A 24,784-nucleotide genomic window follows, 5' to 3' on the forward strand; every position below is an offset into this window, starting at 1 on the left:
TGGGGCAGCTTTACGCGCGCGCACGGCGCGTGCGTTTTGGGTGGCGCGGGCCCTGCGGCCCACGCCGACGTCATGAGAGTTGAGACGCGGCCTCAGGCGTGGCGCGTTCTCACTGGTAGCCCTTCGGGAACGGATCGGGCTCGACGAGATCGGCGGTCTCGTAGATCAGTTCGTACTGGCCGTCGGCCTTGGCGCGGCCGACGCGCGTCTTGGACCAGAGGTGATGGTTCTCGTGGATGCGGACATAGCCTTCGGGCGCGCCCTTGAACTCGACGCCGGGCGATGCCGCCGCGATCTTGTCGATGTCGAAGGAGCCCGCCTTCTCCACCGTCAACTTCCACAGCCACGGGCCGAGATAGGCGGCCTGGGTGACGTCGCCGATCACGGTTTTCTCGCCCCACATCTTTTTGAAGGCGGAGACGAAAGCCTTGTTGTTGGGATTGTCGAGCGACTGGAAATATTTCATGCAGGCATAGGCGCCCGCGATGTTTTCACCGCCGATGCCGTCGATTTCGTCTTCGGTCACCGAGATCGTGAGCAGCGTCTGCTTGGAAAGGTCGATGCCCGCTGCCTTGAGCTGCTTGTAGAAGGCGACGTTCGATCCGCCGACGATGATGGCGTAGATCACGTCCGGCTTGGTCAACTTGATCTTGTTGATGACCGAGTTGAACTGGGTGTGGCCGAGCGGGAAGTATTCCTCGCCAACGACCTTGGCGCCCTGCAGATGGCCCTCGATGTGCTTGCGCGCGATCTTGTTGGAGGTGCGCGGCCAGATGTAGTCGGAGCCGAGCAGATAGAAGGTCTTGGCGCCCTTGGTCTTGTTGACCCAGTCCAGCCCCGCGATGATCTGCTGGGTGGCTTCCTGGCCGGTGTAGATGACGTTCTTGGACTGCTCGAGGCCTTCGTAGAAGGTCGGGTAGTAGAGCATGCCGTTGTACTGCTCGAACACCGGCAGCACCGCCTTGCGCGAGGCCGAGGTCCAGCAGCCCATCACGGCCGCGCATTTGTCGTTGACGAGGAGCTTCTTCGCCTTCTCGGCGAAGGTCGGCCAGTCGCTGGCGCCGTCCTCCTGGATGAACTTGATCTTGCGGCCGAGCACGCCGCCTTCCGCATTGATCTGCTCGATTGCCAGTTTTTCCGCTTCGACCGACCCGGTCTCGGAGATTGCCATGGTGCCGGTGACGGAGTGCAGGATGCCGACGGTCACTTCGCTATCGGTGACGGCAAGGCCGGTGGTGTTGACCGCGGACGTTGGCGGAGCTTCCGCAAACGAGGCGCGTGGAAGCATCGAGATGGCCGGCAGCGCCGCCATTCCCATCAGGAGCTTGCGCCGAAGCGGCGACCGCAGGCCCGGTTTCTTTTCGTCTGACATGAGCACCCCAACTGGTTCGAGAACGCGCTTAATGGTCAGGCGAGGATTGCCCAGATTTGTGCAGCGCACTGATACGCAAGATTGCGTATACTGCACCGCAAAATAGCGACGTAGGTTCTGGTACGGGATTTGCGAGCCAACGGGCGAGACCGACGTCGGCTCAGGAGGTGGGGAATTGGCAGGGCGGCAGCGGATAGACCGCGTCAGGCGCCAGTATAATCAGTGGGTTGCCAACCAGACGCTGGAGGACTACGCGCTGCGCTTCACCGCAAAGAGCGCGCGCCGCTGGTCCGCCGCCCGCGTTGCCAACACCGCGCTGGGCGCGATCTCGTTCCTGGCGCTGGAAGCGATCGGCGGCACCATCACGCTGAACTATGGCGCGATGAACGCGACCGCCGCCATCCTCGTGGTCAGCGCCATCATCTTCTGCTGCGGACTGCCGATTGCCTATAACGCCGCCAAGTTCGGCATCGATATCGACCTGCTGACGCGCGGCGCCGGCTTCGGCTATATCGGCTCGACCATCACCTCGCTGATCTACGCCTCCTTCACCTTCATCTTCTTTGCGATCGAGGCGGTGATCCTGGCGACCGCGCTCGAGATGTGCTTCGGCATCCCGCGGCCGATCGGCTACGTCATCAGTGCGGTCGTGATCATCCCGCTGGTGGTCTACGGCATCACCCTGATCAGCCGCTTTCAGTTGTGGACGCAGCCGATCTGGATCGTGCTGCACATCCTGCCTTTTGCCGCGATCGCCTATGCCCATCCGCGCTCCTTCATCGAGTGGCGCAACTTCGCCGGCGAGCATGGCGACCCCTCCGGCCAGATCGACTTGCTGCTGTTCGGCACCGCGGCGTCCGTGGTGTTCTCGCTGGTGGCGCAGATCGGCGAGCAGGTCGACTTCCTCCGCTTCCTGCCGCGCGACCGGCGGACGTCGCGGCGGGCATGGTGGATCGCGCTGCTCAGCGCGGGGCCGGGCTGGATCGTGCTGGGCGCGCTGAAGCTGCTGGCGGGATCGTTCCTTGCCTTCTTCGCGCTGAGCCACGGCGTTTCCTACGAGCACGCCGCCGAGCCTGCCAACATGTATCTGGAAGCGTATCGCTACGTGCTGTCGCAGCCGGATCTGGCGCTGGCGCTGACCGGGACATTCGTGATCCTGTCGCAGGTGAAGATCAACGTCACCAACGCCTATGCCGGCTCGATCGCCTGGTCGAACTTCTTCTCCCGCCTTACCCACAGCCATCCCGGCCGCGTGGTCTGGCTGGTCTTCAACGTGATCGTCGCACTCCTGTTGATGGAGATCGGCGTCTACAAGGCGCTGGAGCAGACGCTCGCGCTCTATTCCAATGTCGCGATCGCCTGGGTCGGTGCTCTCGTGGCCGACCTCGTCGTCAACAAGCCACTGGGCCTCCGACCGCAACACATCGAATTCAAGCGCGCCCATCTCTGCGACATCAACCCGGTCGGCGTCGGCGCGATGCTGATTGCGACCATCGTCTCGATCAGTGCTTTCTATGGCGTGTTCGGACCGACAGCGAAAGCGCTCTCCGCCTTCGTCGCGCTGGCCGTGGCCTTCGTCACTGCGCCACTGATCGCCTGGGCCACCGACGGCAAATACTACATCGCGCGCAAGCCGAAGCGGAGCTGGCAGAACCTCGATCAGATCCAGTGCTGCATCTGTGAACATTCGTTCGAGCCTGAGGATATGGCCGCCTGCCCTGCCTATGCCGGCCCGATCTGCTCCTTGTGCTGCTCGCTGGATGCGCGCTGCCATGACCTCTGCAAGCCGCATGCGCGGATCCAGGCGCAGGTGTCGGAGACCCTGGGCAAATTGCTGCCGCAGCCGATCTATGCCCGCATCAATTCGCAGCTCGGGCATTATCTCGGTGTATTCGCGGTCTCCGCTGGCCTGGTCGGGCTGGTGCTCGGCCTGATCTATCTGCAGACCTCGGCGACTGTTGAAGCCGGCGACCTATTGTCGGACGTGCTGTGGAAGGTATTTTTCGGGCTGACCATCATCATCGGCGTGGTCGCCTGGCTGTTCGTGCTGGCGCAGCAGAGCCGACGCGCGGCGGAGGAAGAGACCAGACGGCAGACCGCGCTCCTGATCCAGGAAATCGACGCCCACAAGCGCACCGACGCCGAATTGCAGCGGGCCAAGGAAGTCGCCGAATCCGCCAACCTCGCCAAGAGCCGCTATGTCGTCGGCCTGAGCCACGAGCTCCGCTCGCCGCTGAACGCGATCTCCGGCTATGCGCAATTGCTGGAGCAGGACAACAGCCTGCAGACGCGACCGCGCGAACAGGTGCGCGTTGTTCGCCGTAGCGCCGACCATCTCTCCGGATTGATCGACGGCATTCTGGACATCTCCAAGATCGAGGCCGGCCGGCTGTATCTTTCCCGCGACGAGGTTCGCCTGAATGATTTCCTCGACCAGCTCGTCGGCATGTTCCGCCTGCAGGCGGCGGCGAAAGGCGTCGAATTCATCTTCAAGCGGCCGGCCGTGCTGCCGGTCGTGGTCTATGCCGACGAGAAGCGGCTGCGGCAGATCCTGATCAACCTGCTGTCGAACGCGATCAAGTTCACGCAAGCCGGGCATGTGCAATTCGTCGTGCACTACCGCAGCCCGGTCGCCGAATTCGAGGTGATCGACACCGGCCCCGGCATCCAGCCGGACGATCTCGAGCGCATCTTCGCGCCGTTCGAGCGCGGCGCGCTCGGCATCTCCCAGCCGCAGACCGGCACCGGCCTCGGGCTGACCATCAGCCGGCTGCTGGCGGGCGTGATGGGCGGCGACATCAAGGTGACCAGCGCCGTCGGCGCCGGCAGCACCTTCCGCGTCAAGATATTGCTCTCGGAAGTGACCAATCCGCGGCGCAGCGCGCCGACCGATGCACCCGTCTATGGCTATCACGGGGCGCGCAAGACGATCCTGATCACCGACGATGATCCGACGCACCGCGATCTCCTGCGCGAGGTGCTCGCGCCGCTCGGCTTCATCCTGCTCAGCGCGCCCGATGGTCCCGGCTGCTTAGCGCTGGCGCAGCATTGCCGGCCCGACCTGTTCCTGCTCGACATCTCCATGCCCGGCATGGACGGCTGGTCGGTGGCGGAAGCGCTGCGTTCGGCCGGCCATCACCAGGCACGCATCCTGATGATCTCGGCGAGCGCGCTGGAGGCGCATGGCGCGCCGCTGGCGCAACCGTTCCATGACGGCTATCTGATGAAGCCGATCGATCTTCCTCGCCTGTTGGAGACCATCCGCCTACTGCTCAAGCTCGAATGGCAGCATGACGCCGACGAGGTGGCCGTGCCGCGGTGGCAGCCGGAGAGCGGCTCGCGGCCGCCGGTGAAATATATCGAGGAACTGATCGGCCTCGGGCAATTGGGCTATATCCGGGCGATCCAGCTCAAGCTCGACGAAATCGGAACTGAATACCCTGAACATGCCGATTTCGTCGCGCAGATGCGCTCACTGGTCGATCGCTTCGACCTCGATCAGTACATGGCGACCCTGAAGGCGCTGCACAGTTATGACCACTGAAAGCAAGAAGCGCGACGTCGCGCTCGTTGTCGACGACTCGCCGGAGACGCTGCGGCTCCTGACCGACGCGCTCGACGGCGCCGGCATGACCGTGATGGTCGCGCTCGACGGCGCCTCCGCGATGCGGATCGTGGACCAGATCACGCCCGACATCGTGCTGCTCGACGCGGTCATGCCCGGCATGGACGGTTTCGAGACCTGCCGCCGGCTGAAGCGCGATGCCGGGCTCGACAATGTGCCGATCATCTTCATGACCGGCCTCGCCGAGACGGAGCACATCGTGCGCGGATTGGAGGCCGGCGGCGTCGACTATGTGACAAAACCGATCGTGGTGCAGGAGATGCTGGCGCGCATCCGCGTTCATCTCGCCAATGCGCGGATGACGCAGAGCGCGCGCGCCGCGCTAGACGTCTCCGGCCGCTATCTGCTCGCGGTCAACGCCGCCGGCAAGATTCTGTGGGCCACGCCGCAGGCGCAGAGGCTGCTATCGGACACGCTGGCGGAAGACGGCGATGACGTCGTGCTGCCCGATCCGATCCCGCAATGGCTGGAGCAGGCGCAGAAAGGCAAGACGGCAGCGAAGACCACGACCATGGCCTCGTTTCCCGGCAACGAGCAATTGCGGCTGCAATATATGGGCAAGCTTGGCGCCAACGAATTCCTGCTGCGGCTGGCGAAAGACACCAGCGCCGATATGCCCGCGGAATTCTCCAGCGAGCTCGGCCTCACCACGCGCGAGGGCGAGGTGCTGTCATGGCTCTCCAAGGGCAAGACCAACCGCGACATCGCGCAGATCCTGGGGCTAAGCCCACGCACGGTCGACAAGCATCTCGAGCAGATCTACTCCAAGCTCGGGGTGGAGAACCGCACCGCGGCGGCGGCGATCGCTGTGAATGCGAAGAACAGGAAGTCGTGAGGCAAATTTCACCGTCCGTCATTGCGAGCGAAGCGAAGCAATCCACCTCTCCACTTGCGGAGACACGGATTGCTTCGTCGCTTCGCTCCTCGCAATGACGGCGCTACTTATCAAGCACGCTGATATCAGCGACCAGCACGCTGCCCGTCGCAGATTCCGTAATGTAGAGCCGGTCACGGTTCGGGCCGCCGATCGCGACATTGGTGACGGCATTTCCGGCGCAGGACTTGATGCGGGCGATCAGCTCGCCTGACGGCGCGAACACGAAGACGTGGCCAAGCGAGACATGGGCGACGAACAGCCGGCCGGCTTTGTCCATCGTGATCCCGTCAGGCCCGCCAGGGCCGAACATCGTGCAGAAGCGGCCGACCTTCGACACGCTGCCGTCCTTCATGAACGGCGCGCGCCACACCGCGTTGTCGCGGGTCATCGCGACGAACAGCACGGCCTCGTGCGGATCGAGCACCAGCCCGTTGGGGCTGACGCCGGTCTGGATCAGGCAATCGAGCTGGCCGCTTGCCCGCAGGCGGTAGACCCGGCCGCTCGGATCGTGCAGGCCGGTCTGGCCCTGGTCGGTGAAATAGATGTCGCCGTTGGAGGCGATGTGCAGATCGTTGCAGCCGCGGAAGGATTCCGAATTGCGCGAGGTCAGCACCGGAATCATCCGCCCTGCCCGCGCGTCGAGCTCCATGATGCCGTGCCGATAATCGGCGACAAGGATGCGCCCCTTGGAATCGATCTTCAGCCCGTTCGGCCATCCCTGATATTCAACAGCCAGCGACCATTTCCTGTCAGGCGAAATCCTGAAGATGCGACCGAAGGGGATATCGACGATGTAGAGATTGCCATCCGCGTCGAAGGACGGGCCTTCGATGAAGCAATCGGTTGGCTGCCCCGGACGATTGGCATCGGCCCATTCGGTCGACTGATTGCGCCGGAATTCGTCCGGCACGGCTGAGAAGATCGCGGTCTCGATCAGTTTCGGCGGCGTTTCCAGGTACAGCATTTCTTGGTTCACCCGTTGGCGGAACGGGCGGCACCATAGAGGACATCGAAGGCGACGTCGATTGGCTCCCCACCGTCATTGCGAGGAGCCCTTGCGACGAAGCAATCCGTGCCTCCACGAGCGGCGAGATGGATTGCTTCGCTGCGCTCACAATGACGTGGGGAGAGACCTAATTGGCCGCAGCCAATGGTGGTTGTTCAGAATCTCGCGCCCCCGTCTGCGCGATGAGCAGCTTCAATTCCGGGATGCAGGAGCCGCAATTGGTGCCGGCCTTGAGCTTTGCACCGATCTCGGCCGGAGAGCTCGCGCCGGCGGCGATCGCATCGCAGATTGTGGCGCGGCCGACGCCGAAGCAGGCGCAGACGATCGGGCCGGCGTTGGCGAGGCCGTCTGCCGATTTGCCTGATAGCAGCATGCGCCGCTGCCCGTCGCTGAGCGCATCGGCGGCGAACAAGCCTTTCACCACGTTCCAGTCGCCGGCATCATCAGCGGGGCCGAGAAACAGGCAGGTCTCGATGCGGCCGTTATTGAACGAGGCGCCGCGGTAGATGCCGCCGCCGAAATCCTTGTATTCGGCGAGATCGCCCTCGGTGTTCATCCTGAGCCAGAGCTGCCAGCCCAACAGGTCGGCATTGTCTGCGAACAGGTAGCCGTGGCCGCCATTGACCGCGACGCGCGCGACCCAGGCATGAACAGGCAATTGCAGCGGCTGGCGCGACAAGGCAAAGCCGCGGAACACATATTCATAGGGCGCGATCGAGGCCGGCGTCGCCTTGTTCTCGGGCTGGCCGGAGAACGGATCGGTGAAGGGCGCGACCAGCGATCCGACGCGGGCGCCGGTCGCGGTGGCCTCGCTCCAGTGGATCGGCGCGAACAGCATGCCGCGCTGCTGGCGCTCGCTGACGACGACGCGGAGCGTGCATTGCCCGTAGTCGGTGGTGACGCGGGCAAAGCTGCCGTCGCTCACGCCGTAGCGCAGCGCATCATCAGGATGAACCTCCACGAACGGCTCGGGCAGATGCTGGCCGAGCCTCGGGCTCGCGCCGGTGCGCGTCATCGTGTGCCACTGGTCGCGGATGCGGCCGGTGTTGAGCCGCAACGGCCGCGCCGGCGTCGTCTCGGTCCGCAGCGACGGAATCTCCGGCGCGACGAAGCGCGCCTTGCGGTCGTTGGCGAAGAAGCCGCCTTCCGCGAAGAAGCGCGGCTGCGGCGATGCATCCTGCCGCACCGGCCATTGCACCGGCGGCATCACGTCAAAAGCCTCGTCCGACAGCGACGTCAGCGCGCCGATATCGAAATCTCTGATGCCGTTGTTTTCGAACGCCGACAGCGCCGCGTGCTCGCGGAAGATATCAGCCGCGGATTTGAAGTCGAACGCCGCACCAAAGCCGAGGCGCCTTGCGACCTCGCACAGGATCCACCAGTCCGGCTGCGCTTCGCCAGGAGACTCCAGGAACGTGCGCTGCCGCGAGATGCGGCGCTCGGAATTGGTCACCGTGCCGGATTTCTCGCCCCAGGCCTGCGCCGGCAACAGCACATGCGCTCCGGCATCGACGGTGTCGTTGGAGCGGACATTCTCCGACACCACGAACAGCTCCAGCTTCTTCAACGCTTCGCGCGCAGCGTCGGCGTCCGGCAGCGACACTGCCGGATTGGTGCCCATCACCCACAGCGCCTTGATCTCGCCGCGTCCGATCGCCTCGAACATCTGCACTGCCTTCAACCCCTCATGGGTGGCGATGCGCGGCGCCTTCCAGAACCTGCGGACGCGGTCGATATCCGGCGGCGTGAAGACCATGTGGGCGGCGAGCTGGTTGGCGAGCCCGCCGACTTCGCGCCCGCCCATCGCGTTCGGCTGTCCGGTCAGCGAGAACGGCGACGCGCCGACCTTGCCGATGCGGCCCGTGGCGAGGTGACAGTTGAGGATGGCGTTGACCTTGTCGGTGCCCTGCGCCGACTGGTTGACACCCTGCGAATACAAGGTGACGACGCGCGGCGTGTTGGCGAACATCTTGAAGAACGTCGCGACGTCCTGCTCGGAGAGGCCGGTCGCGAGCGCCGTCGCGCCGACGCTGCCGGCCATGCCGCGGGCGCGCGCAAGCGCCTCGTCGAAGCCAACCGTATAGTGGTCGATATAGGTGTGGTCGAGCGCGCCGCTGTCAGCAAGATGCACCAGCAGGCCGCAGAACAATGCGGTGTCAGTGCCGGGCTTCAGGCCGAGGAAGAGATCGGCATCCTCAGTCGTATCGGTGCGCCGCGGATCGATCACCACGATGCGCGCGCCACGCTGCTGCTTGTTGGCGAGCATGCGCTGGAACAGCACCGGATGGCACCACGCGGCGTTGGAGCCGACCAGCACCAAGAGGTCGGCCTGTTCGAGATCCTCGTAACAGCCGGGTACGGTGTCGGCGCCGAAGGCGCGGCGGTGGCCTGCGACCGAGGACGACATGCACAGCCGCGAATTGGTGTCGACATTGGCGCTGCCGATGAAACCCTTCATCAGCTTGTTGGCGACGTAGTAATCCTCCGTCAGCAACTGACCGGAGAGATAGAACGCCACCGCGCCCGGGCCGTCGCGCGCGATGATGTGCTTCAAGCGATGCGCGACATGGTCGAGCGCGTCGCTCCAGGCAATGCGCTCCATCCCGTTGTCGCAGCGGATCATCGGATAGAGCAGCCGGTTCGATAGCCCGAGCGTCTCGCCGAGGGCGGAGCCCTTCGAGCACAGGCGTCCGAAATTGGCGGGATGGTCGGGATCACCCGCGATCGCGGCGCCGCCCTTGCGATCAGGCGTCGCCAGCACGCCGCAGCCGACACCGCAATAGGCGCAGGTGGTCTTGACAGTGCGAAGCGCGGGATCGGCGCTCATGCCGCCTCCGCCAGCGAACGGCCGAACATCATGTCGCCGCGGATCTTCGCAATCGGCCTCGCGCTGCGGATCAGGTCGAGATACCAGAGCGCATCTGGCGTGTCTCCGATCAGGACCGCACCGGTCAGCCGCCCGTCTGCAGTCACGAGCTTCTTGTAGGTGCCGTGGTTGACGTCGCTGAACACGATGCTCTCGCTGCCCTCGGCGCCCATGAAGTCGCCGGCGGAAAACACGCTGACACCGGACACTTTCAAATTGGTTGCCACGATGCTGCCGGCATAGGCGACATCCTGCCCGGCGAGATGCCGCGCCAGCACGCGCGCCTGCTCATAGGCCGGCTCGACCAGGCCGTAGCAGACGCCGCGATGCTCGGCGCATTCGCCGACCGCGAACACGCCTTCCGCAGCGGTCTGTAAGCAATCGTCAACCACGATGCCGCGATTGACGGCAATGCCGGCTTCCTTTGCCAACGCGATGTTCGGCCGGATGCCGGCGGCGAAGATCACCGCGTCCGCCTTGATCAGGCGTCCATCCGCAAGCTCGATGCCTTCAACGCGGCCTTCGCCATGGATGCGCGCGGTGCTGGCCTCGAGCAGGATCTCGATGCCCTTCTGCTCGACCAGCGATTTCAAGAGTGCGCCTGCTGGAACATCGAGCTGGCGCTCCATCAACCGGTCCATCAGGTGCACTAGCGTCACCGGCGCCCCGGCCTTGGCAAGGCCATAGGCGGCCTCGAGCCCGAGCAGTCCGCCGCCGATCACGACCGCGCGCGTCTTGCGCGCGGCGAGCGCGAGCAACAGGTCGACGTCGCGGCTGTCGCGAAACGTGTGCACGCCGGCGAGATCGGCGCCCGGCACGTTCAAGCGCAGCGCCGACGAGCCGGTGGTCAAGACCAGCTTCGAGAAGACGATGCTCTCCTCGCCTTCGATCTTCAGTTCGCGGCGGCCGACATCGATCTCGGTGGCGATGCAGCCATATTTCAGCGTGACGCCGCGGTCGCGCCACCATGATGCCGGCTGCAGCTCGATATCCTCCGACGTGGTCTCGCCGGCAAGGACGGAGGACAATAGCACGCGGTTATAGGCGAGCCGCGGCTCGCTACCGATCACCGCGATGGCGTAGCGCCCGAGCGCCACCTTCGACAATTCGTCGACCAGGCGCGCAGCCGCCATCCCGTTGCCAACAATGACCAGAGGTTCGCTCACGGCGCATTCCCTATTCGGCAGCTCAGGTGCTGCCGTAAGCTTCCGAAATCATGTAGCCGGACAGCGTACCGTAGGCCGCAGTCCAGGCATCGGCGACATCAGACGTCCAGGCTTCGCCGAGCCCTTTCTCCAAGGTCCACAACAGCGCGCCGCCGACAACGGGATAATGCTCCGGCTTGGTCCCGTAGCTCACATGCCGCTTGGCGAGCGCGCTTGCAGCGGGCAGCACGGATTGCAGATTGCTGAGCCCATTCACCACCACAGCCAGCACCGCCATCAGTTTCTTGCGCTGTTCGGTCATGTCGTCCGGAAACATCGCCCTCACCGCCGGCGCGACCTCGAACAAGCGATCATAGAAGAGGGTCGCCGCCTGCTCGGAGATCGGCGCGACCTTGGAGAAACTCTCTTGCACGAGTTTGACTTGCTCCGGTGTCATGCTGCGCTCCGTGGTTGGAACCTACGCCGCCTCGACGAAGCGATGCCGCTCGTAGAGGAATTCGAGCACGCGCTGCCGGCACTTGAGGTAGCTGGAGTTGGTGGCGAGCTCGAGCCGCTTGCGCGGCCGCGCCAGCGGCACTTCCAGCACTTCACCGATCCGTGCGCTCGGACCGTTGGTCATCATCACGATGCGGTCCGACAACAGCACCGCCTCGTCGACGTCATGGGTGATCATCAAGATGGTGTTGCCGAGCTTCTGGTGCAGAGCCATCACGGAATCCTGCAGATGCGCGCGGGTCAGCGCATCGAGCGCGCCGAAGGGTTCATCGAGCAATAGCACCTTCGGCTCCATGGCGAGCGCCCGCGCGATGCCGACGCGTTGCTTCATGCCGCCGGAGATTTCGTTGGGGCGCTTGTCCTTGGCATGCGCCATCTGCACGAGGTTGAGATTGTGCATCACCCAGGCGTCGCGCTCGGCCCGCGTCTTGGTCTTGGCGAACACTTTGTCGACGCCGAGCTTGACGTTCTCGTAGACCGTCAGCCAGGGCAGCAGGCTGTGGTTCTGGAACACCACCGCGCGATCCGGACCCGGCGAGTTGACCTCGCGGTTCTCCAGCAGCACGCCGCCATGGGTGGCGCCAGTGAGGCCGGCCACGATGTTGAGCAGCGTGGACTTGCCGCACCCGGAATGGCCGATGATCGAGACGTATTCGCCCTTCTCGATCGTCAGGTTGATGTCCTTCAAAACCTCGGTCGTGGAATTGCCGCGGGTGAAGGTCTTGTCGATGTGATCGAGCTTCAGATAGGCGTGCATGACATTTCCCTTCAGTTCACGGCGGTGCCGTGGGTCACGAACTTCGCCAGCCCGGCGATCAGGCGGTCGAGCACGAAGCCGATGATGCCGACATAGAACAGCGCCAGGATGATTTCGCTGATGTGCGAGGAATTCCAGGCATCCCAGATGAAGAAGCCGATACCGACGCCGCCGATCAGCATTTCGGCTGCGACGATCGCGAGCCAGGACAGCCCGATACCGATGCGCAAGCCAGTGAAGATGTAGGGCGCCGCCGCCGGAATCATGATCTTGGAGAAGAACTCGAGCGGATTGAGCTGCACGACCGCGGCGACGTTGCGGTAATCCTGCGGGATATTCCGGATGCCGACCGCGGTGTTGATGATGATCGGCCACACCGAGGTGATGAAGATCACGAAGATTGCCGACGGATGGCCGTCGCGGAAGGCCGCGAGCGACAGCGGCAACCAGGCGAGCGGCGGGATCGTGCGCAGGACCTGGAACAAGGGATCAAGCCCGCGCATCGCCCAGACCGATTGACCGACCAGCGTGCCGAGCGCAACTCCGACGAGCGCCGCGATCGAATAGCCATAGGCGACGCGCTGCAGGCTCGCCGACAGGTGCCAGAACAGGCCCTTGTCGATGCCGCCATGGTCGAAGAGCGGATCGAAGATCAGTTCCTTGGTGTCGCTGAACACACGCGAGGGCGGCGGCAGCGCCGAGCCGGCGCGCCGGCAGATCAGCTCCCAGACCACGAGCAGGAGCGCGACCACGATCAGCGGCGGCACCACGCGCACCGCGACCTCCTTCGCCATCTTGGCGTATTTCTCGGACTGCGGCGCACGCTTCGGCGTCATGGTCACGACCGGCGCGGAGGCGACCGGAAGCGCCGTCGTCGCGGCGTCGGTTTTCACTGCAGGCATAGACATCGAAAATCTCTCTCCGTGTTCAGGTGCCGGGCCACGCACACATGCGCGCGGCCTTGCGCGGATCAGACGTCAACACGCTTGATGGACAGCGACTTCAGGTAGGCCGACGGATTCTCGGGATCGAACACCTTGCCGTCGAAGAAGGTCTCCTTGCCGCGCGAGGTCGAGGTCGGAATTTCGGACGCGGGCACGCCCATTTCCTTGGCCGCCTCGCGCCACATATCTTCGCGATTGACCTTGGCGATCAGCGCCTTGGTGTCGAAGCCCGCTTCATACTTGCCCCAGCGGATGTCTTCCGTGAGGAACCAGAGATCGTGGCTCTGGAACGGATAGGACGCGAAATCGCGCCAATACTTCATGACGTGCGGCGAGTTCTCGACCACCTTACCGGGGATGCCGTAGTCGAACTTGCCGGCGGTGCGGTCATAGACGTCCTCGACCGGGCAATTCATCCATTGCCGCTTGCCCATGATCGAAGCGAGTTCCTGCTTGTTCTCCGCCTTGTCGGACCATTGCTGGGCTTCCATCACCGCCATCAGCAGCGCCTTGGCGGCTTTCGGATATTTGTCGACGAAAGCGGCGCGCATGCCGAACGACTTTTCCGGATGCTTGTTCCATATTTCCCCGGTCGTGACAGCGGTGTAGCCGATGCGCTGGTGGATCAACTGCAGATTCCAGGGCTCACCGACGCAAAAGCAATCCATGGTGCCGACCTTCATATTGGCGACCATCTGCGGCGGCGGGACAACGATGGTCTCGATGTCTTTGTCGGGATCGATGCCGCCGGCGGCGAGCCAATAGCGGATCCAGAGATCATGGGTGCCGCCTGGGAAGGTCATGGCCGCCTTCACGGCCTTGCCGGAGGCCTTCTTCTTTTCCAGCGCCGCCTTGAACGGCGTGGCGTCGACGCCGAGTTTGAGATCGGCATATTCGCCGGCGACCGAGATGCACTGACTGTCGAGGTTGAGCCGCGCCAGGATGTACATCGGCGTCGGCTGGTTGTTCTGCGTCACCTTGCCGGCGGAGATCAGGTAAGGCATCGGCGTGAGGATATGTGCGCCGTCGATGCCGTTGCCTTCCGAGCCGAGCACGAGATTGTCGCGCGTCGTGCCCCATGAGGCCTGCTTCTGCACGTCGACATCGGGCATGCCGTATTTGGCGAAGATGCCCTTATCCTTGGCGACGAACAGCGGGCCGGCGTCGCTGAGCGCGATGAAGCCGAGCTTGGCGCCCTTCACCTCGGGGCCCGCGCCTTGCGCGAATGCGCCGGCCGGTAAATTCAGTTTCGCCGCGGCGAGCAATGCGGCCGCTCCGCTTGCCGCCTTCAGAAGGTGGCGGCGGCTGACGCCATGGCGGCAGGTCTCTTTGGTCGGCTTCGTCATGCGTGCAAATGTCCTTTGCGTCTGAATGCCCGTCCGCTTGTGGCGCCGCGCTAAAGCGCACGGGGTCGCGTGCTGGGGAGGCCCCAGTCTGGCGGTGTCACAATTCGGATGATTGGTTTCGAGGGACGGCTTCAATGGCGTCGCAACATAGCCATTCAAGCTTCGTGCCAAGCCGCGACGTTGGAAAAATTCTAAGGAATGTAACGAGTTGGGAGTCGCATCGGTCTGCGCGGCTCGCCCGGTTCCGCCGCCAAAATTTGCGATTCGCTCAATCCTTGTGCGCCGCACAAGAATTGAGCAGATCATGTTCGGACCCGTAGCCCGGGTGGAGCGCAGCGCAACCCGGGACATCTGCGCGCGTGGTTACGAGCGATCCCGGGTTACGCTGGCGCTCCACCCGGGCTACGCGTGCCTTACGCGTCTTCGCCAATCTTTTCCGCCTTCACGCCGAGCGGCGCCGGCGGCGTTCCCTCGCCGGGCTTGATGCGGAAGTCGTAGGTCATCAGGTGCCACGGCTCGCTCGTTTTCGTGCCGTCGGGCATCACAGGATCGGTGCGCTTCTCGATCTTCGCGACCAGTTCGTCCTTGACGCCGAACACCACGTCGGAGTCGAGGTATTTGTCGCCCTCCATGAAGACGTGGGTGATCAGCGGCTCATAGCCCTTCGCCGCGACCAGGAAATGGATGTGTGCAGGACGCATCGGGTGACGCCGCGTCTGCATGATCATCTCGCCGACCGGGCCGTCGGTCGGGATCGGATAGCTGCAGGGCAGGATAGTGCGGAAATGGAAACGGCCGTCATCGCCGGTGATGAAGCGCGCCCGCGACGACGGGCCCTGCGTCGCGTAACTCGGCTTCTGTGAATCATAGAAGCCATCATCATCGGCATGCCAGACGTCGACCGGCGCGCCCGCGACCGGCTTGCCGTCGAGATCGATGACGCGCGCCTGCACGTACAGCCGCTCGCCCGGCAGCGTCGCCGAGATATCGGTGCCATCAGGCGTCACCTTGTGCTCGCCGACATAGAACGGACCGAGCACCGTGGTCTCGGTGGCGCCGTCGCGGTCGCGGTGGTTGACGGCATCGACCAGCATGGAGACGCCGAGCACGTCGGAGAGCAGGATGAACTCCTGGCGGATATCGGTGCATTTGTGGCCGGTGCGGGTCAGGAAATCGATCGCATATTCCCACTCCGCGAAGGTGAGGTCGGTGCGGCGGACATAGTCGTGCAGCGACTTCACCAATTCCTGAAGCAGGAATTTTGCCCGCGGGCTTGGCGTTTCCTCGAAACTCTGGATGACGGCGGCAGTCAGCTCAGTGTCGTTGAATTGCGGCATTGCTTCCATCCCTGCGAAATCGGTATCGCCTGGCTTCAGCCTACACGACGGCCCACGGCGGCGTAAGCGCCAGGTGATTGGAACACAGGACACTTTTCGGCTATCAAGGCCTGCCTCACAACCGGAGAAGAGCGATGCTAGCCCCCACCCCCGCTTCCCCCGAATCCGCCGGCATGTCGCAAGCGGCGCTCGATCGCCTCGAGGACCATCTGAAGCGGCGCTACATCGAGGCCGGGCGGTTTCCGGGCACCCAGCTCCTGATCTATCGCCGCGGCAAGATCGTGCATTCGACCGTGCAGGGCTTTGCCGATGTCGAGCGCAAGGTGCCGGTCAAGGACGACACCATCTTCCGCATCTATTCCATGACCAAGCCGATCACCTCGGTCGCCTTCATGATGCTGGTCGAGCAAGGCCTCGTGGCGCTCGACGAGCCCGTCCACAAATATATCCCGGAATGGAAGAACCTCGGCGTGTTCCAGGCCGGCACCGCGCCAGCGTTCCTGACCAAGCCGCCGTCGCGGCCGATGCTGATCGTCGACCTGCTCCGGCACACCTCGGGGCTCACCTACGGCTTCCAGCAGCGCTCCAATGTCGATGCCGCCTATCGCGAGAACAAGATCGGCGAAGTCGTCAAGGCCGGCACGCTCGACAGCATGATCGATGATCTCGCCAAGATCCCGCTGGAATTCTCACCTGGCGAGGCCTGGAATTATTCAGTTGCCACCGACGTGATCGGCTATCTCGTCGGCAAGATCAGCGGCATCCCGTTCGAGCAGTTCCTGAAGGAGCGCATCTTCAACCCACTGGGCATGAACGATACCGATTTCTTCGTGCCCGCAGACAAGGCTCATCGCCTGGCGGCCTGCTATTCCGCCGACCCACAAGGCGGCATGACGTTCCACGCCGCCGAGCGCAAGGGCGGGCTGACGCTGCAGGATGACCCGGCCACCAGTTCGTTCCTGTCGCCGCCTTCGCTGATCTCCGGCGGCGGCGGATTGTGCTCGACAGCCGCCGACTATCTCACCTTCTGCCGCGCGCTGCTCAATGGCGGCGAGGTCGGCGGCGTGCGGCTGATCGGGCCGAAGACGTTGAAGCTGATGACATCGAACCACCTGCCCGGCGGCGTCGACCTGCCGGCACTGTCGCGCTCGCTGTTCTCGGAGGCGGCCTATAACGGCATCGGCTTCGGTCTGGGCTTTGCCGTGACCATGAACCCGGCGCAGACGCTGCTCGCCGGCAGCCCCGGCGAATACAATTGGGGCGGCGCCGCAACCACGTCGTTCTGGATCGACCCGGTGGAGGAATTGATCGCGATCTTCATGACCCAGGTGCTTCCCTCCAGCGCCTACCCGCTCCGGCGCGAGCTGCGCACCATGGTCTACGCCGCGATCACCGACAGCAATCTCTGACGCCCAAAGATTCCGCGGCGCAGATTTTCGGCGCCGCGGAATGGCTCAAAGCTATTTCAGCATCTCCGGAACGATCAGGCGCGGCAGAAACAGCGACACGCTCGGCCAGATGATGAGCGACGCCAGCACGATCAGCATCGGCACCAGCATGATCGCAGTATCCTTCAGAGCATAGCGCAGCCGTACGCCGGCAACGGCGCAGGCAATCATCAGGCATAATCCATATGGCGGCGTCACCAGCCCGAACGCCAGCGAGACGATCGAGATGATCGCAAACTGCACCGGATGCAGATCGACCGATCTTGCCAGGGGCTCCAGGACGGTGCCGACGATCACGATTGCCGGAATCGCGTCAAGGAAACAGCCCACGACAAGGAAGCAGAAGGAGATGAAGAAGCCAGCCGCAATCGGCCCCATGCCCCAGGTCGAGACGTTGGCCAGCAGTTCCTGTGGAATCCTGTAATAGGCCAGCAGCCAGCCGAATGCGCTGGCGGTGCCGACGCAAAACAGCGCGACCGCGGCCAGACGCCCGGTATCGAGCAGTGCCTTGTACAGTTCCCGCCGGCCAGTCTCGCGGTAGAAGAACGTCGACAGCGCCATGGAATAGAGCACTGCGACGCAAGCGGACTCGGTTGCCGTGAACCAGCCGAGCAGAATGCCGCCGACGATGATGAACGGCGTCGTCAATGCCGGCAACGACCGCCAGACAGCGCGTCCGAAATCCACCCAGCCGTCCTTCGGATAGGTCGGATAGCCGCGGCGCACCGCATAGACATGCACGGTCAGCATCTGCGCGCCCGCGATCAATAGTCCGGGCACGATGCCCGCCAGATACATGGCGGCGATCGAGGTGGAGATCAGCCCGCCCCACACGATCATCAGGATCGAGGGCGGGATGATGACGGCAAGCACCGCCGAGACCGCTGTAATCGCAATCGAGAAGGAGAGGTCGTACCCCTCCTTGGTCTGGGCATCGATGAAGATTTTCGACTGGCTCGCCGCATCCGCGGTCGAAGAACCCGAGATACCGGCAAAGAACACCGAGAGCACGACGTTGATCTGCGCCAGCGATCCCGGCCAATGCCCGACCATCGAGCGGGACAGCGCAACCAGCCGATCCGTGATGCCGCCGATGCTCATCAGGTTCGCGGTCAAGAGGAAAAACGGCACCGCGAGCAGGATGAATGAATTGTAGGCGTTGAAGGTTTCCTGGGCCAGCGTCATCGCCGACAGATGTGGTTCGACCAGAAGGATGGGCAGGCATGCAAGGCCGAGCGCGAAAGCGACCGGCACACGGACGATCAATAGCGCGACGAAGCAGCCAAACAAGATCAGAGCGGCCTGTCTGGCGGAAAGGATGTTTCCGCTCATTGCGCAGCTCCAAACAGGATGCGCGCTTCATCGATGATCTGCTCGCCGGCGAACACGATCCAGGTGACGCCCGCCACCGGCCAGGCAACGTGAATAAGCCAGAGCGGCAACTCCGCCAATTCCGATGTCCTGTTCCAGGCAAACTGCGTGAACTCGAGCCCCGCCCATACAAACACCAGCGCCAGCCCCAAGATGCCAAGACGCGCAAGGATCCGCACCGCGGCCTCGGCCCGCCGCGAGAGGTCCGGCCACACGTCGACCTCGAAATGCAGCGCCTCCCTGACACCGACCATCGCGCCGATCATGATCGTCCAGATGAACAGGACCCGCGCCATCTCCTCGGTCCAGATGTAGGACGGGATGAAGGGGGTGTAGCGCGAGATCACCTGCAGCGTGACGGGGACGACCAGGATGCCGACGCACGCCGCCAGCAGGATTTCCAGGAGTTTCGCGTAGCCGGCTGTGACGCGACGCCACAAACTTGGCCTGGTTGTCAGCGGCATTTCGGTCATTGGCCCCCGCGCTCTCAGTCGTCCCCGCGGCAAGCAACAAGGCTTGCCCCGACATCTCATTCAATGGCTTGCCGGCTTACGCGACGTTGATCTTTTCAAAGATGCCTTCGGCGCCGATTTCCTTCGCGTAGGTGGCCATCACGGGATCAGCGAGCTTCTTCATGGCGTCGCGCTCCTCGAACGGGACGCGCTTGAGCTTGCCTGCCTTCTCCAACGCATCGAGCTTGACGACTTCTTCGCTCGATTCGAGCTGCCGGCCGAAATCACCGGCCTCCTTGCCGGCCTTGAAGATCGCGTCCTGCAGCTCCTTGGGCAGGGTCTTGAGCGTCTTCACCGAGAAGCAGATCGGCCGGATCGACACGGCGTGCTGCGTCAGGCTGAGGTGCGGCGCGACTTCGTAGAACTTCATCGCCTCGACCCCTGCCGCCTCGTTCTCACCGGCCGCGATCACGCCATTCTGGATCGCGTTGTAGACCTCGTTATAGGCGATCACGGTCGGGCTCATGCCGGCGGCAGCGAACGTCTTCGACCATATCGGCGCGCCCTGCACGCGGATTTTGAGACCCTTGATGTCGGCAAGCGTCCTCAGCGGCTTGTTGGCGAAGATGTTGCGGACGCCGCCGCCTGCGTAGCCGACGAGAACGACCTCGGCCTTCTTCGCCACTTCATCGGCGATCGGCGCCAGGATATTCTGTTCAACGACCTTGTTCATGTGCTCGATGCCCTTGAACACGAAGGGAGCATCGATGAAGGGCGCGGCCTTGGCGAAGGTCGACATGTGGGCCGGCGAGACGATCGCATAGTCGACGGCCTTGCCCTGCGACATATATTCGAAATACTGCTTTTCGAGACCCAGCGACGAGTTCTTGTGCAGCGTGAAATTGAGCGGCTTGCCGTAGTATTGCTGCACCAGCTCCTGGAATCGCACCAGCGCCTTGGTGAACGCGTGATCGTCGTTGAACTGCACTGCGCCATTCAGCGAGACAGGCGTTTGGCCTCTGAGAATTGACGGCGCGCCGAATGTGCAGACAACAGCCGTAGCGCCAAGCCCGGCGAGCACGGATCTTCGCTTCATCGTCTCCCTCCCTGTGATGCCCCGCCCCTGTTAACCGGGGTCGTGGGTGCCGCCGACGAAGCGGCAGCGATCTCGAAGCGTATGCAAAAGAATGGAGCGATGGAAGCTGATTTCAAGGCAGGGATCGAACGCCCATTCGAGCCGCGCGCTGCACGGCAGACGGCGATCTCCTGCGACCTTTTGGCACGCAAGTTGCTACGAATGGACGAAACCTATGGGGAACACGCCATGTCGACCATGACAGCAACGGCCGCCACCGAAACCCGCAAGCCGCTCTACACATCCCTTTTCGTCCAGGTGCTTGCCGCGCTGCTGCTCGGTATCGCGCTCGGCGTGATCGCCCCTGACTTCGCGATCGGACTGAAGATCTTCAGCGACGCATTCCTCAAGCTGATCTCGATGATCGTGGCGCCGATCGTGTTCTGCGTGGTCGTGCACGGCATTGCCGGCGCCGGCGATCTCAAGAAGGTCGGTCGCGTCGGCGTCAAGGCGCTGATCTATTTCGAGGTGATGACGACGATCGCGCTGGTCGTTGGCCTCCTGCTCGCCTATCTGTTCGGGCCCGGCCATGGCATGAACATCGACACCTCAACGCTCGATGCCAAGGCGCTCAACACCTATGCCGACAACGCCCACAAGCTGCAAGGCGGCGGCATCGGCGCTTTCCTCCTGAACATCATTCCGACCACCTCCTTCGATGCGCTGTCGCGCAACGATGTGCTGCAGGTCTTGTTCTTCGCGGTGATCTTCGGCGTCAGCCTGGCGCTGGTTGGCGGCGAAAAGGGCGAGAAGGTCACGTCCATGATCGACGCAGTGTCGGCGGTGCTGTTCCGCGCGATGGGGCTGATCGTGCGCGCCGCCCCGCTCGGCGTGCTCGGCGCGGTGGCCTATACGGTCGGCAAATACGGCGTAGGCTCGCTCAAGCAACTGGTCTCGCTGGTCGCGCTGTTCTACGTCTCGGTCGCGATCTTCGTGTTCGGCGTGCTTGGCGGCGTCATGGCCCTGGCCGGCATCAACATCCTCAAATTCCTGGGCTACCTGCGCGAGGAATTGACCATCGTGCTTGCGACCGCCTCTTCCGACGCGGTGCTGCCGCAGATCATGCGCAAGCTGGAGCGGTTGGGCGTCAAGGACTCCGTCGTCGGGCTCGTGATCCCGACCGGCTATTCGTTCAATCTCGACGCCTTTTCGATCTACCTCACGCTGGCTGTGGTGTTCATCGCACAGGCGACCAACACGCCGCTGTCGTTCGGCGATCTGTTGCTGGTGCTCGGCGTCTCCCTGATCACCTCGAAGGGTGCACACGGCGTGCCGGGCTCGGCGATCGTGATCCTGGCGGCGACGCTGAACGCGGTGCCGACCATTCCCGCCATCGGCCTCGTGCTGGTGCTGTCGGTCGACTGGTTCATCGGCATGGCCCGCGCCGTCGGCAACCTGATCGGCAACTGCGTTGCGACGGTCGTGGTGGCGGCGTGGGAAGGCGATCTCGACCGCGAGAAGGCGACGCGCGTCCTCGACGGCGCCGAACTGGTCGACGTGACGGCGGGCTAGAGAATCGTAGCCCTGATGGAGCGCAGCGTAATCCGGGGACCACACGATTCGTCTGGCCAGGTCCCGGATTGCGCTTCGCTCCATCCGGGCTACGCGCTAACGGGCGCTATTTGACCAGTTTCAGATACGGCGGCAGCGGCCTGCCCGAGACCGACCTTACTTCCTGCGGCGGCCGCTCCTCCGGAGTCATCAGATCGCACAGCGCCTTGAGCTCGGCGTCGGTCACCTGATGCAGTTCCATCCTGAGTTCGAGGATTGCCAGCGACAGCAAACGCGCCGTTTCCGGACTTGCCTTGTCCGTGAGGAAGTCCCTGCACTCCTCAAGCGTCGCAAGCAGCGAGAGCAACCGTTCTTCGGTATGGGCAACCGGCATTTCTTCCGCTCCCGAACTTGCGAGATAGATTCGCGGCGTTTCATTTCTTCGCTTCATGAGCCTCTCCACAAAAGCCTGCGGGTGGTCGGGCGCGTGAATGAGCAGATGATCCAGAAATTTTGCGAAATTGTCCAGCGGGTGATTGGTCCTCTGTTTTCCTTCTAATGCGCGTAACGCGCGGGAGGGATGCGCCACGCGGCTACGTCCGCTGTCATTTTTCGGCGAAATCCGAGCCGTTCAGGTCCCGTACAAGTACGGGGTGTAGGATTACGTATGCAGAGGCGAGGTAGTAAGCATGCGTTCAAAATCTGTGTCGATCCAACCCGTAGTAGTTGTGGTTTGTCCAATATTTTGCCAAATGTACGTGGCGGGATATCGCAAGTTATCCCGGGCGTTGACGACTTTAGGTAGTCTGACGGCGCCGGTATCCGGATACTTCCAAAGCGCGTGGCGTTTGGCTACCATTCGACAGTCTGCTTGGAGTACCGTGGTTCGCGAACGAACTCACGATCCGGACAAAGTTAACGCGGAAGTATGGACGAATCCCTGACCAATCTGCGCAGGGCCTCCCGATTTGAAGGACGGGTAACCAGAATGAACAGATCAGCAGCAAAGAAGATGAAGCAACGCAGTGCCGGCAAGCCCGACATTGAGTTGGGCAAGCGGATTCGCCTGCGGCGTGTGGAGCAAAAGATCTCGCAAGCGGAGCTTGGCGAAAAGCTCGGCGTCAGCTTCCAGCAGGTCCAGAAGTACGAGAAGGGCGTGAACCGCGTCGGCGCTGCTCGCCTTCAGCAGATCGCTTCCGCGCTCGACGTGCCTGTCACGTTCTTCTACGACGGCGACAACAAGTCGCGCGAGGTCGAAAGCCTCCTTTTCCTGGACAGTGCTTTCAGCCTGAGGTTGCTGCGAGCCTACAGCAAGATCAAGGACCAGACAGTTCAACGTCAACTGGTGTCCTTGATGGAATCGATCGCCGCGAACGAAGGCTGAGCCGTCGGCCCTTCTCCGTTTCGTGGCGCGGACCGCATCGATCCGCGCAAGCGCGTCGAACCGTGGCAAAACGCTGCACCGGGCTATGCGTTGGTTCGGATCGAGGCTTTGCTGAAGCGCTGCCATCGAGATGGCGGCGCTTTTTGCTTTTCGCGGCTCTCAATGCGATGCGCAGCCGCGCATTCGTTCCAGCAGCGATGCCGGGAGCGACAATTGGTCGCGCGATCGCCGGCGACGTGACCGCGTCCCTGGGGCGGCTGGCGCGTTCGACCTACAACAGCGCCAGCACTACCTTGGCGATGTCGGCGGTGCCGTTGCTGCCGCCGAATTCGGTCGGCTTGATGCCGCCGGCATAGGCCTTGTCGACTGCGCGCTCGATCCGCTCACCGGCTTCCGCCGCACTCTCAAGCCCGTGCTTGTCGGCGAGCCAGTCCAGCATCATCGCAACCGAGAGGATCATGGCGGTCGGATTGGCCTTGCCCTGCCCCATGATATCGGGCGCGGTGCCGTGGCAGGGCTGAAACACCGCGTAGCGGTCACCGATGTCGGCTGACGGCGCCATGCCCATGCCGCCGATCAGGCCGGCAGCAAGGTCGGAGAGGATGTCGCCGAACATGTTCTCCGTCACCATGACGTCGAAATCCCACGGACGCTTCACCAGCAGCGCCGCACAGGCATCGATATAGAGGTGGTCGGCCCTGACATCCGGATGTCGCTTTGCCGTCTCGTCGAAGATCCCGCGGAAGAACGCAAAGGCCTTGAACACATTCGCCTTGTCGACGCAGGTCAGCCCGCCGCCAACGCGGCCGCGTGCCTTGCGGCGTTCGGCGAGGCGGAACGAGAACTCGAACAGGCGCTCGGAGGTCCTGCGCGTGATCAGCATGGTCTCGCGCGCCTCGTCCTCGGTGACGACACCCTTGCCCATCGAGGCGAACAGGCCTTCGGTCGATTCCCTGATCACGACGAAATCGATGCCGCGCTGCTCGGCGCCGACGATCGGGCTTGGCACGCCCGGGATCAGCCGCGCCGGCCGCACGCCGGCATAGAGATCGAAATGGAAGCGCAACTCGATCTGCGGCGCGATCTCGGTGTTATCGGGGTAGCGCACCGACGGCAGGCCGCAGGCCCCTAACAGGATCGCATCCGCCTCCTGGCATAGCCTGACCGTCGATTCCGGCATCGAGGTGCCGGTCTCTCTATAATAGTTGGCGCCAGCGGGCGCCTCGGTGAAGCGGAACCTGAGCTCCGTCGTCGCTTCGATCTTGCGCAATACCTCGAGTGCCGGCGCCATTACCTCCGGACCGATGCCGTCGCCGCCGAGCACGGCGATATGGAGCGCGTTGTTTGCGGACATGGGATTTTCCATTCGAGACAATGGAAGTTTTGGACTCGTCATGGCCGGGCCTGTCCCGACCATCCACGCTCTTCCCGCTGATCGACAACAAGACGTGGATGCCCGGGACCCGGCTACGCCGAGGCTTCGCCGGGCACTCTAATGTCAGTCCGGCGAAGCGATAGCGAAGACGGGCAAGCCCGGGCATGACGGCGGAGTACCGTGGCGGCCTAGGTCGCGTGGACAGTTATGTTAGCCAGAGCAGAGTTGCGGCGATAGCGACGACAGCGAAGTAATTTCGTGCGGTTTTTTCGTAGCGCGTAGCAACGCGCCTGAAACGCTTCAGTTTCGAGAAGCAGCATTCGATTAGATGACGCTC

Annotated in this window: 19 protein-coding genes and 1 pseudogene; 5 read left to right on the forward strand and 15 right to left on the reverse strand. The window is 63.3% G+C overall.

Annotated features, from left to right (window positions below; all coding sequences use genetic code 11):
• Positions 1–109: 109 nt before the first annotated feature.
• Positions 110–1,372, reverse strand: a complete 1,263-nt coding sequence (gene urtA / locus ACZYOF_RS22535; RefSeq protein ID WP_130580554.1) for an urea ABC transporter substrate-binding protein — start codon at positions 1,370–1,372, stop codon at positions 110–112.
• A 175-nt stretch (positions 1,373–1,547) separates the two neighbouring features.
• On the opposite strand from urtA, the gene ACZYOF_RS22540 reads away from it, so the two are divergent.
• Both ACZYOF_RS22540 and ACZYOF_RS22545 read left to right on the forward strand, forming a co-directional pair.
• Positions 1,548–4,916: a hybrid sensor histidine kinase/response regulator gene (locus ACZYOF_RS22540; protein WP_463717149.1), complete on the forward strand. Its 3,369-nt coding sequence runs from the start codon at positions 1,548–1,550 to the stop codon at positions 4,914–4,916.
• Positions 4,906–5,832, forward strand: coding sequence for a response regulator (locus tag ACZYOF_RS22545; RefSeq protein WP_463717150.1), 927 nt, complete (start codon positions 4,906–4,908; stop codon positions 5,830–5,832). Before ACZYOF_RS22540 ends, ACZYOF_RS22545 begins: the two co-directional genes overlap by 11 nt.
• A 103-nt stretch (positions 5,833–5,935) precedes the next feature.
• Here the strand turns inward: ACZYOF_RS22545 and ACZYOF_RS22550 are convergent, their stop codons facing one another.
• The 8 genes from ACZYOF_RS22550 to ACZYOF_RS22585 all read right to left on the reverse strand — a co-directional run bounded on the left by ACZYOF_RS22550 (position 5,936) and on the right by ACZYOF_RS22585 (position 15,791).
• On the reverse strand, positions 5,936–6,838 hold the full coding sequence (locus ACZYOF_RS22550) for an SMP-30/gluconolactonase/LRE family protein (protein WP_463717151.1): 903 nt from the start codon (positions 6,836–6,838) through the stop codon (positions 5,936–5,938).
• 169 nt (positions 6,839–7,007) lie between these two features.
• The gene (locus tag ACZYOF_RS22555) at positions 7,008–9,707 is read right to left on the reverse strand and encodes a nitrate reductase (RefSeq protein WP_463717152.1); all 2,700 of its coding nucleotides are present in this window, start codon (positions 9,705–9,707) and stop codon (positions 7,008–7,010) included.
• Positions 9,704–10,912 carry an NAD(P)/FAD-dependent oxidoreductase gene (locus ACZYOF_RS22560; RefSeq protein ID WP_463717153.1) on the reverse strand — a complete coding sequence of 403 codons (1,209 nt, stop codon included), beginning with the start codon at positions 10,910–10,912 and terminating at the stop codon, positions 9,704–9,706. Before ACZYOF_RS22560 ends, ACZYOF_RS22555 begins: the two co-directional genes overlap by 4 nt.
• 22 nt (positions 10,913–10,934) lie before the next feature.
• On the reverse strand, positions 10,935–11,348 hold the full coding sequence (locus ACZYOF_RS22565; protein ID WP_463717154.1) for a globin family protein: 414 nt from the start codon (positions 11,346–11,348) through the stop codon (positions 10,935–10,937).
• Positions 11,349–11,369: 21 nt separating this feature from the next.
• Positions 11,370–12,164 carry an ABC transporter ATP-binding protein gene (locus ACZYOF_RS22570; protein ID WP_130580560.1) on the reverse strand — a complete coding sequence of 265 codons (795 nt, stop codon included), beginning with the start codon at positions 12,162–12,164 and terminating at the stop codon, positions 11,370–11,372.
• Between the two features lie 11 nt (positions 12,165–12,175).
• Positions 12,176–13,072: a nitrate ABC transporter permease gene (gene ntrB, locus ACZYOF_RS22575; RefSeq protein ID WP_463717155.1), complete on the reverse strand. Its 897-nt coding sequence runs from the start codon at positions 13,070–13,072 to the stop codon at positions 12,176–12,178.
• Positions 13,073–13,134: 62 nt separating this feature from the next.
• On the reverse strand, positions 13,135–14,454 hold the full coding sequence (locus ACZYOF_RS22580; RefSeq protein WP_463717156.1) for a CmpA/NrtA family ABC transporter substrate-binding protein: 1,320 nt from the start codon (positions 14,452–14,454) through the stop codon (positions 13,135–13,137).
• Between the two features lie 413 nt (positions 14,455–14,867).
• Complete coding sequence (locus ACZYOF_RS22585) at positions 14,868–15,791, reverse strand: intradiol ring-cleavage dioxygenase (RefSeq protein ID WP_463717157.1); 924 nt, start codon at positions 15,789–15,791, stop codon at positions 14,868–14,870.
• 134 nt (positions 15,792–15,925) lie between these two features.
• On the opposite strand from ACZYOF_RS22585, the gene ACZYOF_RS22590 reads away from it, so the two are divergent.
• A complete protein-coding gene (locus ACZYOF_RS22590; RefSeq protein WP_463717158.1) occupies positions 15,926–17,200 on the forward strand; it encodes a serine hydrolase domain-containing protein in 1,275 nt (424 codons plus the stop codon).
• 51 nt (positions 17,201–17,251) lie between these two features.
• On the opposite strand, the gene ACZYOF_RS22595 is transcribed toward ACZYOF_RS22590, so the two are convergent.
• The 3 genes from ACZYOF_RS22595 to ACZYOF_RS22605 all read right to left on the reverse strand — a co-directional run bounded on the left by ACZYOF_RS22595 (position 17,252) and on the right by ACZYOF_RS22605 (position 20,158).
• On the reverse strand, positions 17,252–18,571 hold the full coding sequence (locus ACZYOF_RS22595) for a TRAP transporter large permease (protein ID WP_282527540.1): 1,320 nt from the start codon (positions 18,569–18,571) through the stop codon (positions 17,252–17,254).
• Entirely contained in the window at positions 18,568–19,083 is a 516-nt protein-coding gene (locus ACZYOF_RS22600) for a TRAP transporter small permease (protein WP_463717159.1), read from the reverse strand. The genes ACZYOF_RS22595 and ACZYOF_RS22600 overlap by 4 nt, the downstream gene beginning before the upstream one ends.
• A gap of 76 nt (positions 19,084–19,159) precedes the next feature.
• Positions 19,160–20,158 (reverse strand): TRAP transporter substrate-binding protein, encoded by a 999-nt coding sequence (locus ACZYOF_RS22605; RefSeq protein WP_463717160.1) that lies wholly within the window; start codon positions 20,156–20,158, stop codon positions 19,160–19,162.
• 228 nt (positions 20,159–20,386) lie between these two features.
• Here ACZYOF_RS22605 and ACZYOF_RS22610 point away from each other — a divergent pair, with 228 nt between their 5' ends.
• Positions 20,387–21,709: a dicarboxylate/amino acid:cation symporter gene (locus ACZYOF_RS22610; RefSeq protein WP_463717161.1), complete on the forward strand. Its 1,323-nt coding sequence runs from the start codon at positions 20,387–20,389 to the stop codon at positions 21,707–21,709.
• Positions 21,710–21,815: 106 nt separating this feature from the next.
• Here the strand turns inward: ACZYOF_RS22610 and ACZYOF_RS22615 are convergent, their stop codons facing one another.
• The gene (locus tag ACZYOF_RS22615; RefSeq protein ID WP_130581956.1) at positions 21,816–22,277 is read right to left on the reverse strand and encodes a hypothetical protein; all 462 of its coding nucleotides are present in this window, start codon (positions 22,275–22,277) and stop codon (positions 21,816–21,818) included.
• Between the two features lie 399 nt (positions 22,278–22,676).
• Here ACZYOF_RS22615 and ACZYOF_RS22620 point away from each other — a divergent pair, with 399 nt between their 5' ends.
• Positions 22,677–23,072, forward strand: coding sequence for a helix-turn-helix domain-containing protein (locus tag ACZYOF_RS22620; protein ID WP_130581961.1), 396 nt, complete (start codon positions 22,677–22,679; stop codon positions 23,070–23,072).
• 271 nt (positions 23,073–23,343) lie between these two features.
• Here ACZYOF_RS22620 and ACZYOF_RS22625 read toward each other — a convergent pair whose 3' ends face one another.
• Both ACZYOF_RS22625 and ACZYOF_RS22630 read right to left on the reverse strand, forming a co-directional pair.
• Positions 23,344–24,426: an isocitrate/isopropylmalate dehydrogenase family protein gene (locus ACZYOF_RS22625; protein ID WP_463717162.1), complete on the reverse strand. Its 1,083-nt coding sequence runs from the start codon at positions 24,424–24,426 to the stop codon at positions 23,344–23,346.
• 226 nt (positions 24,427–24,652) lie between these two features.
• Positions 24,653–24,784 (reverse strand): annotated as a pseudogene (locus ACZYOF_RS22630) (IS5/IS1182 family transposase); the annotation flags it as partial.

Source organism: Bradyrhizobium sp. LeoA1Lang, from assembly GCF_055413685.1.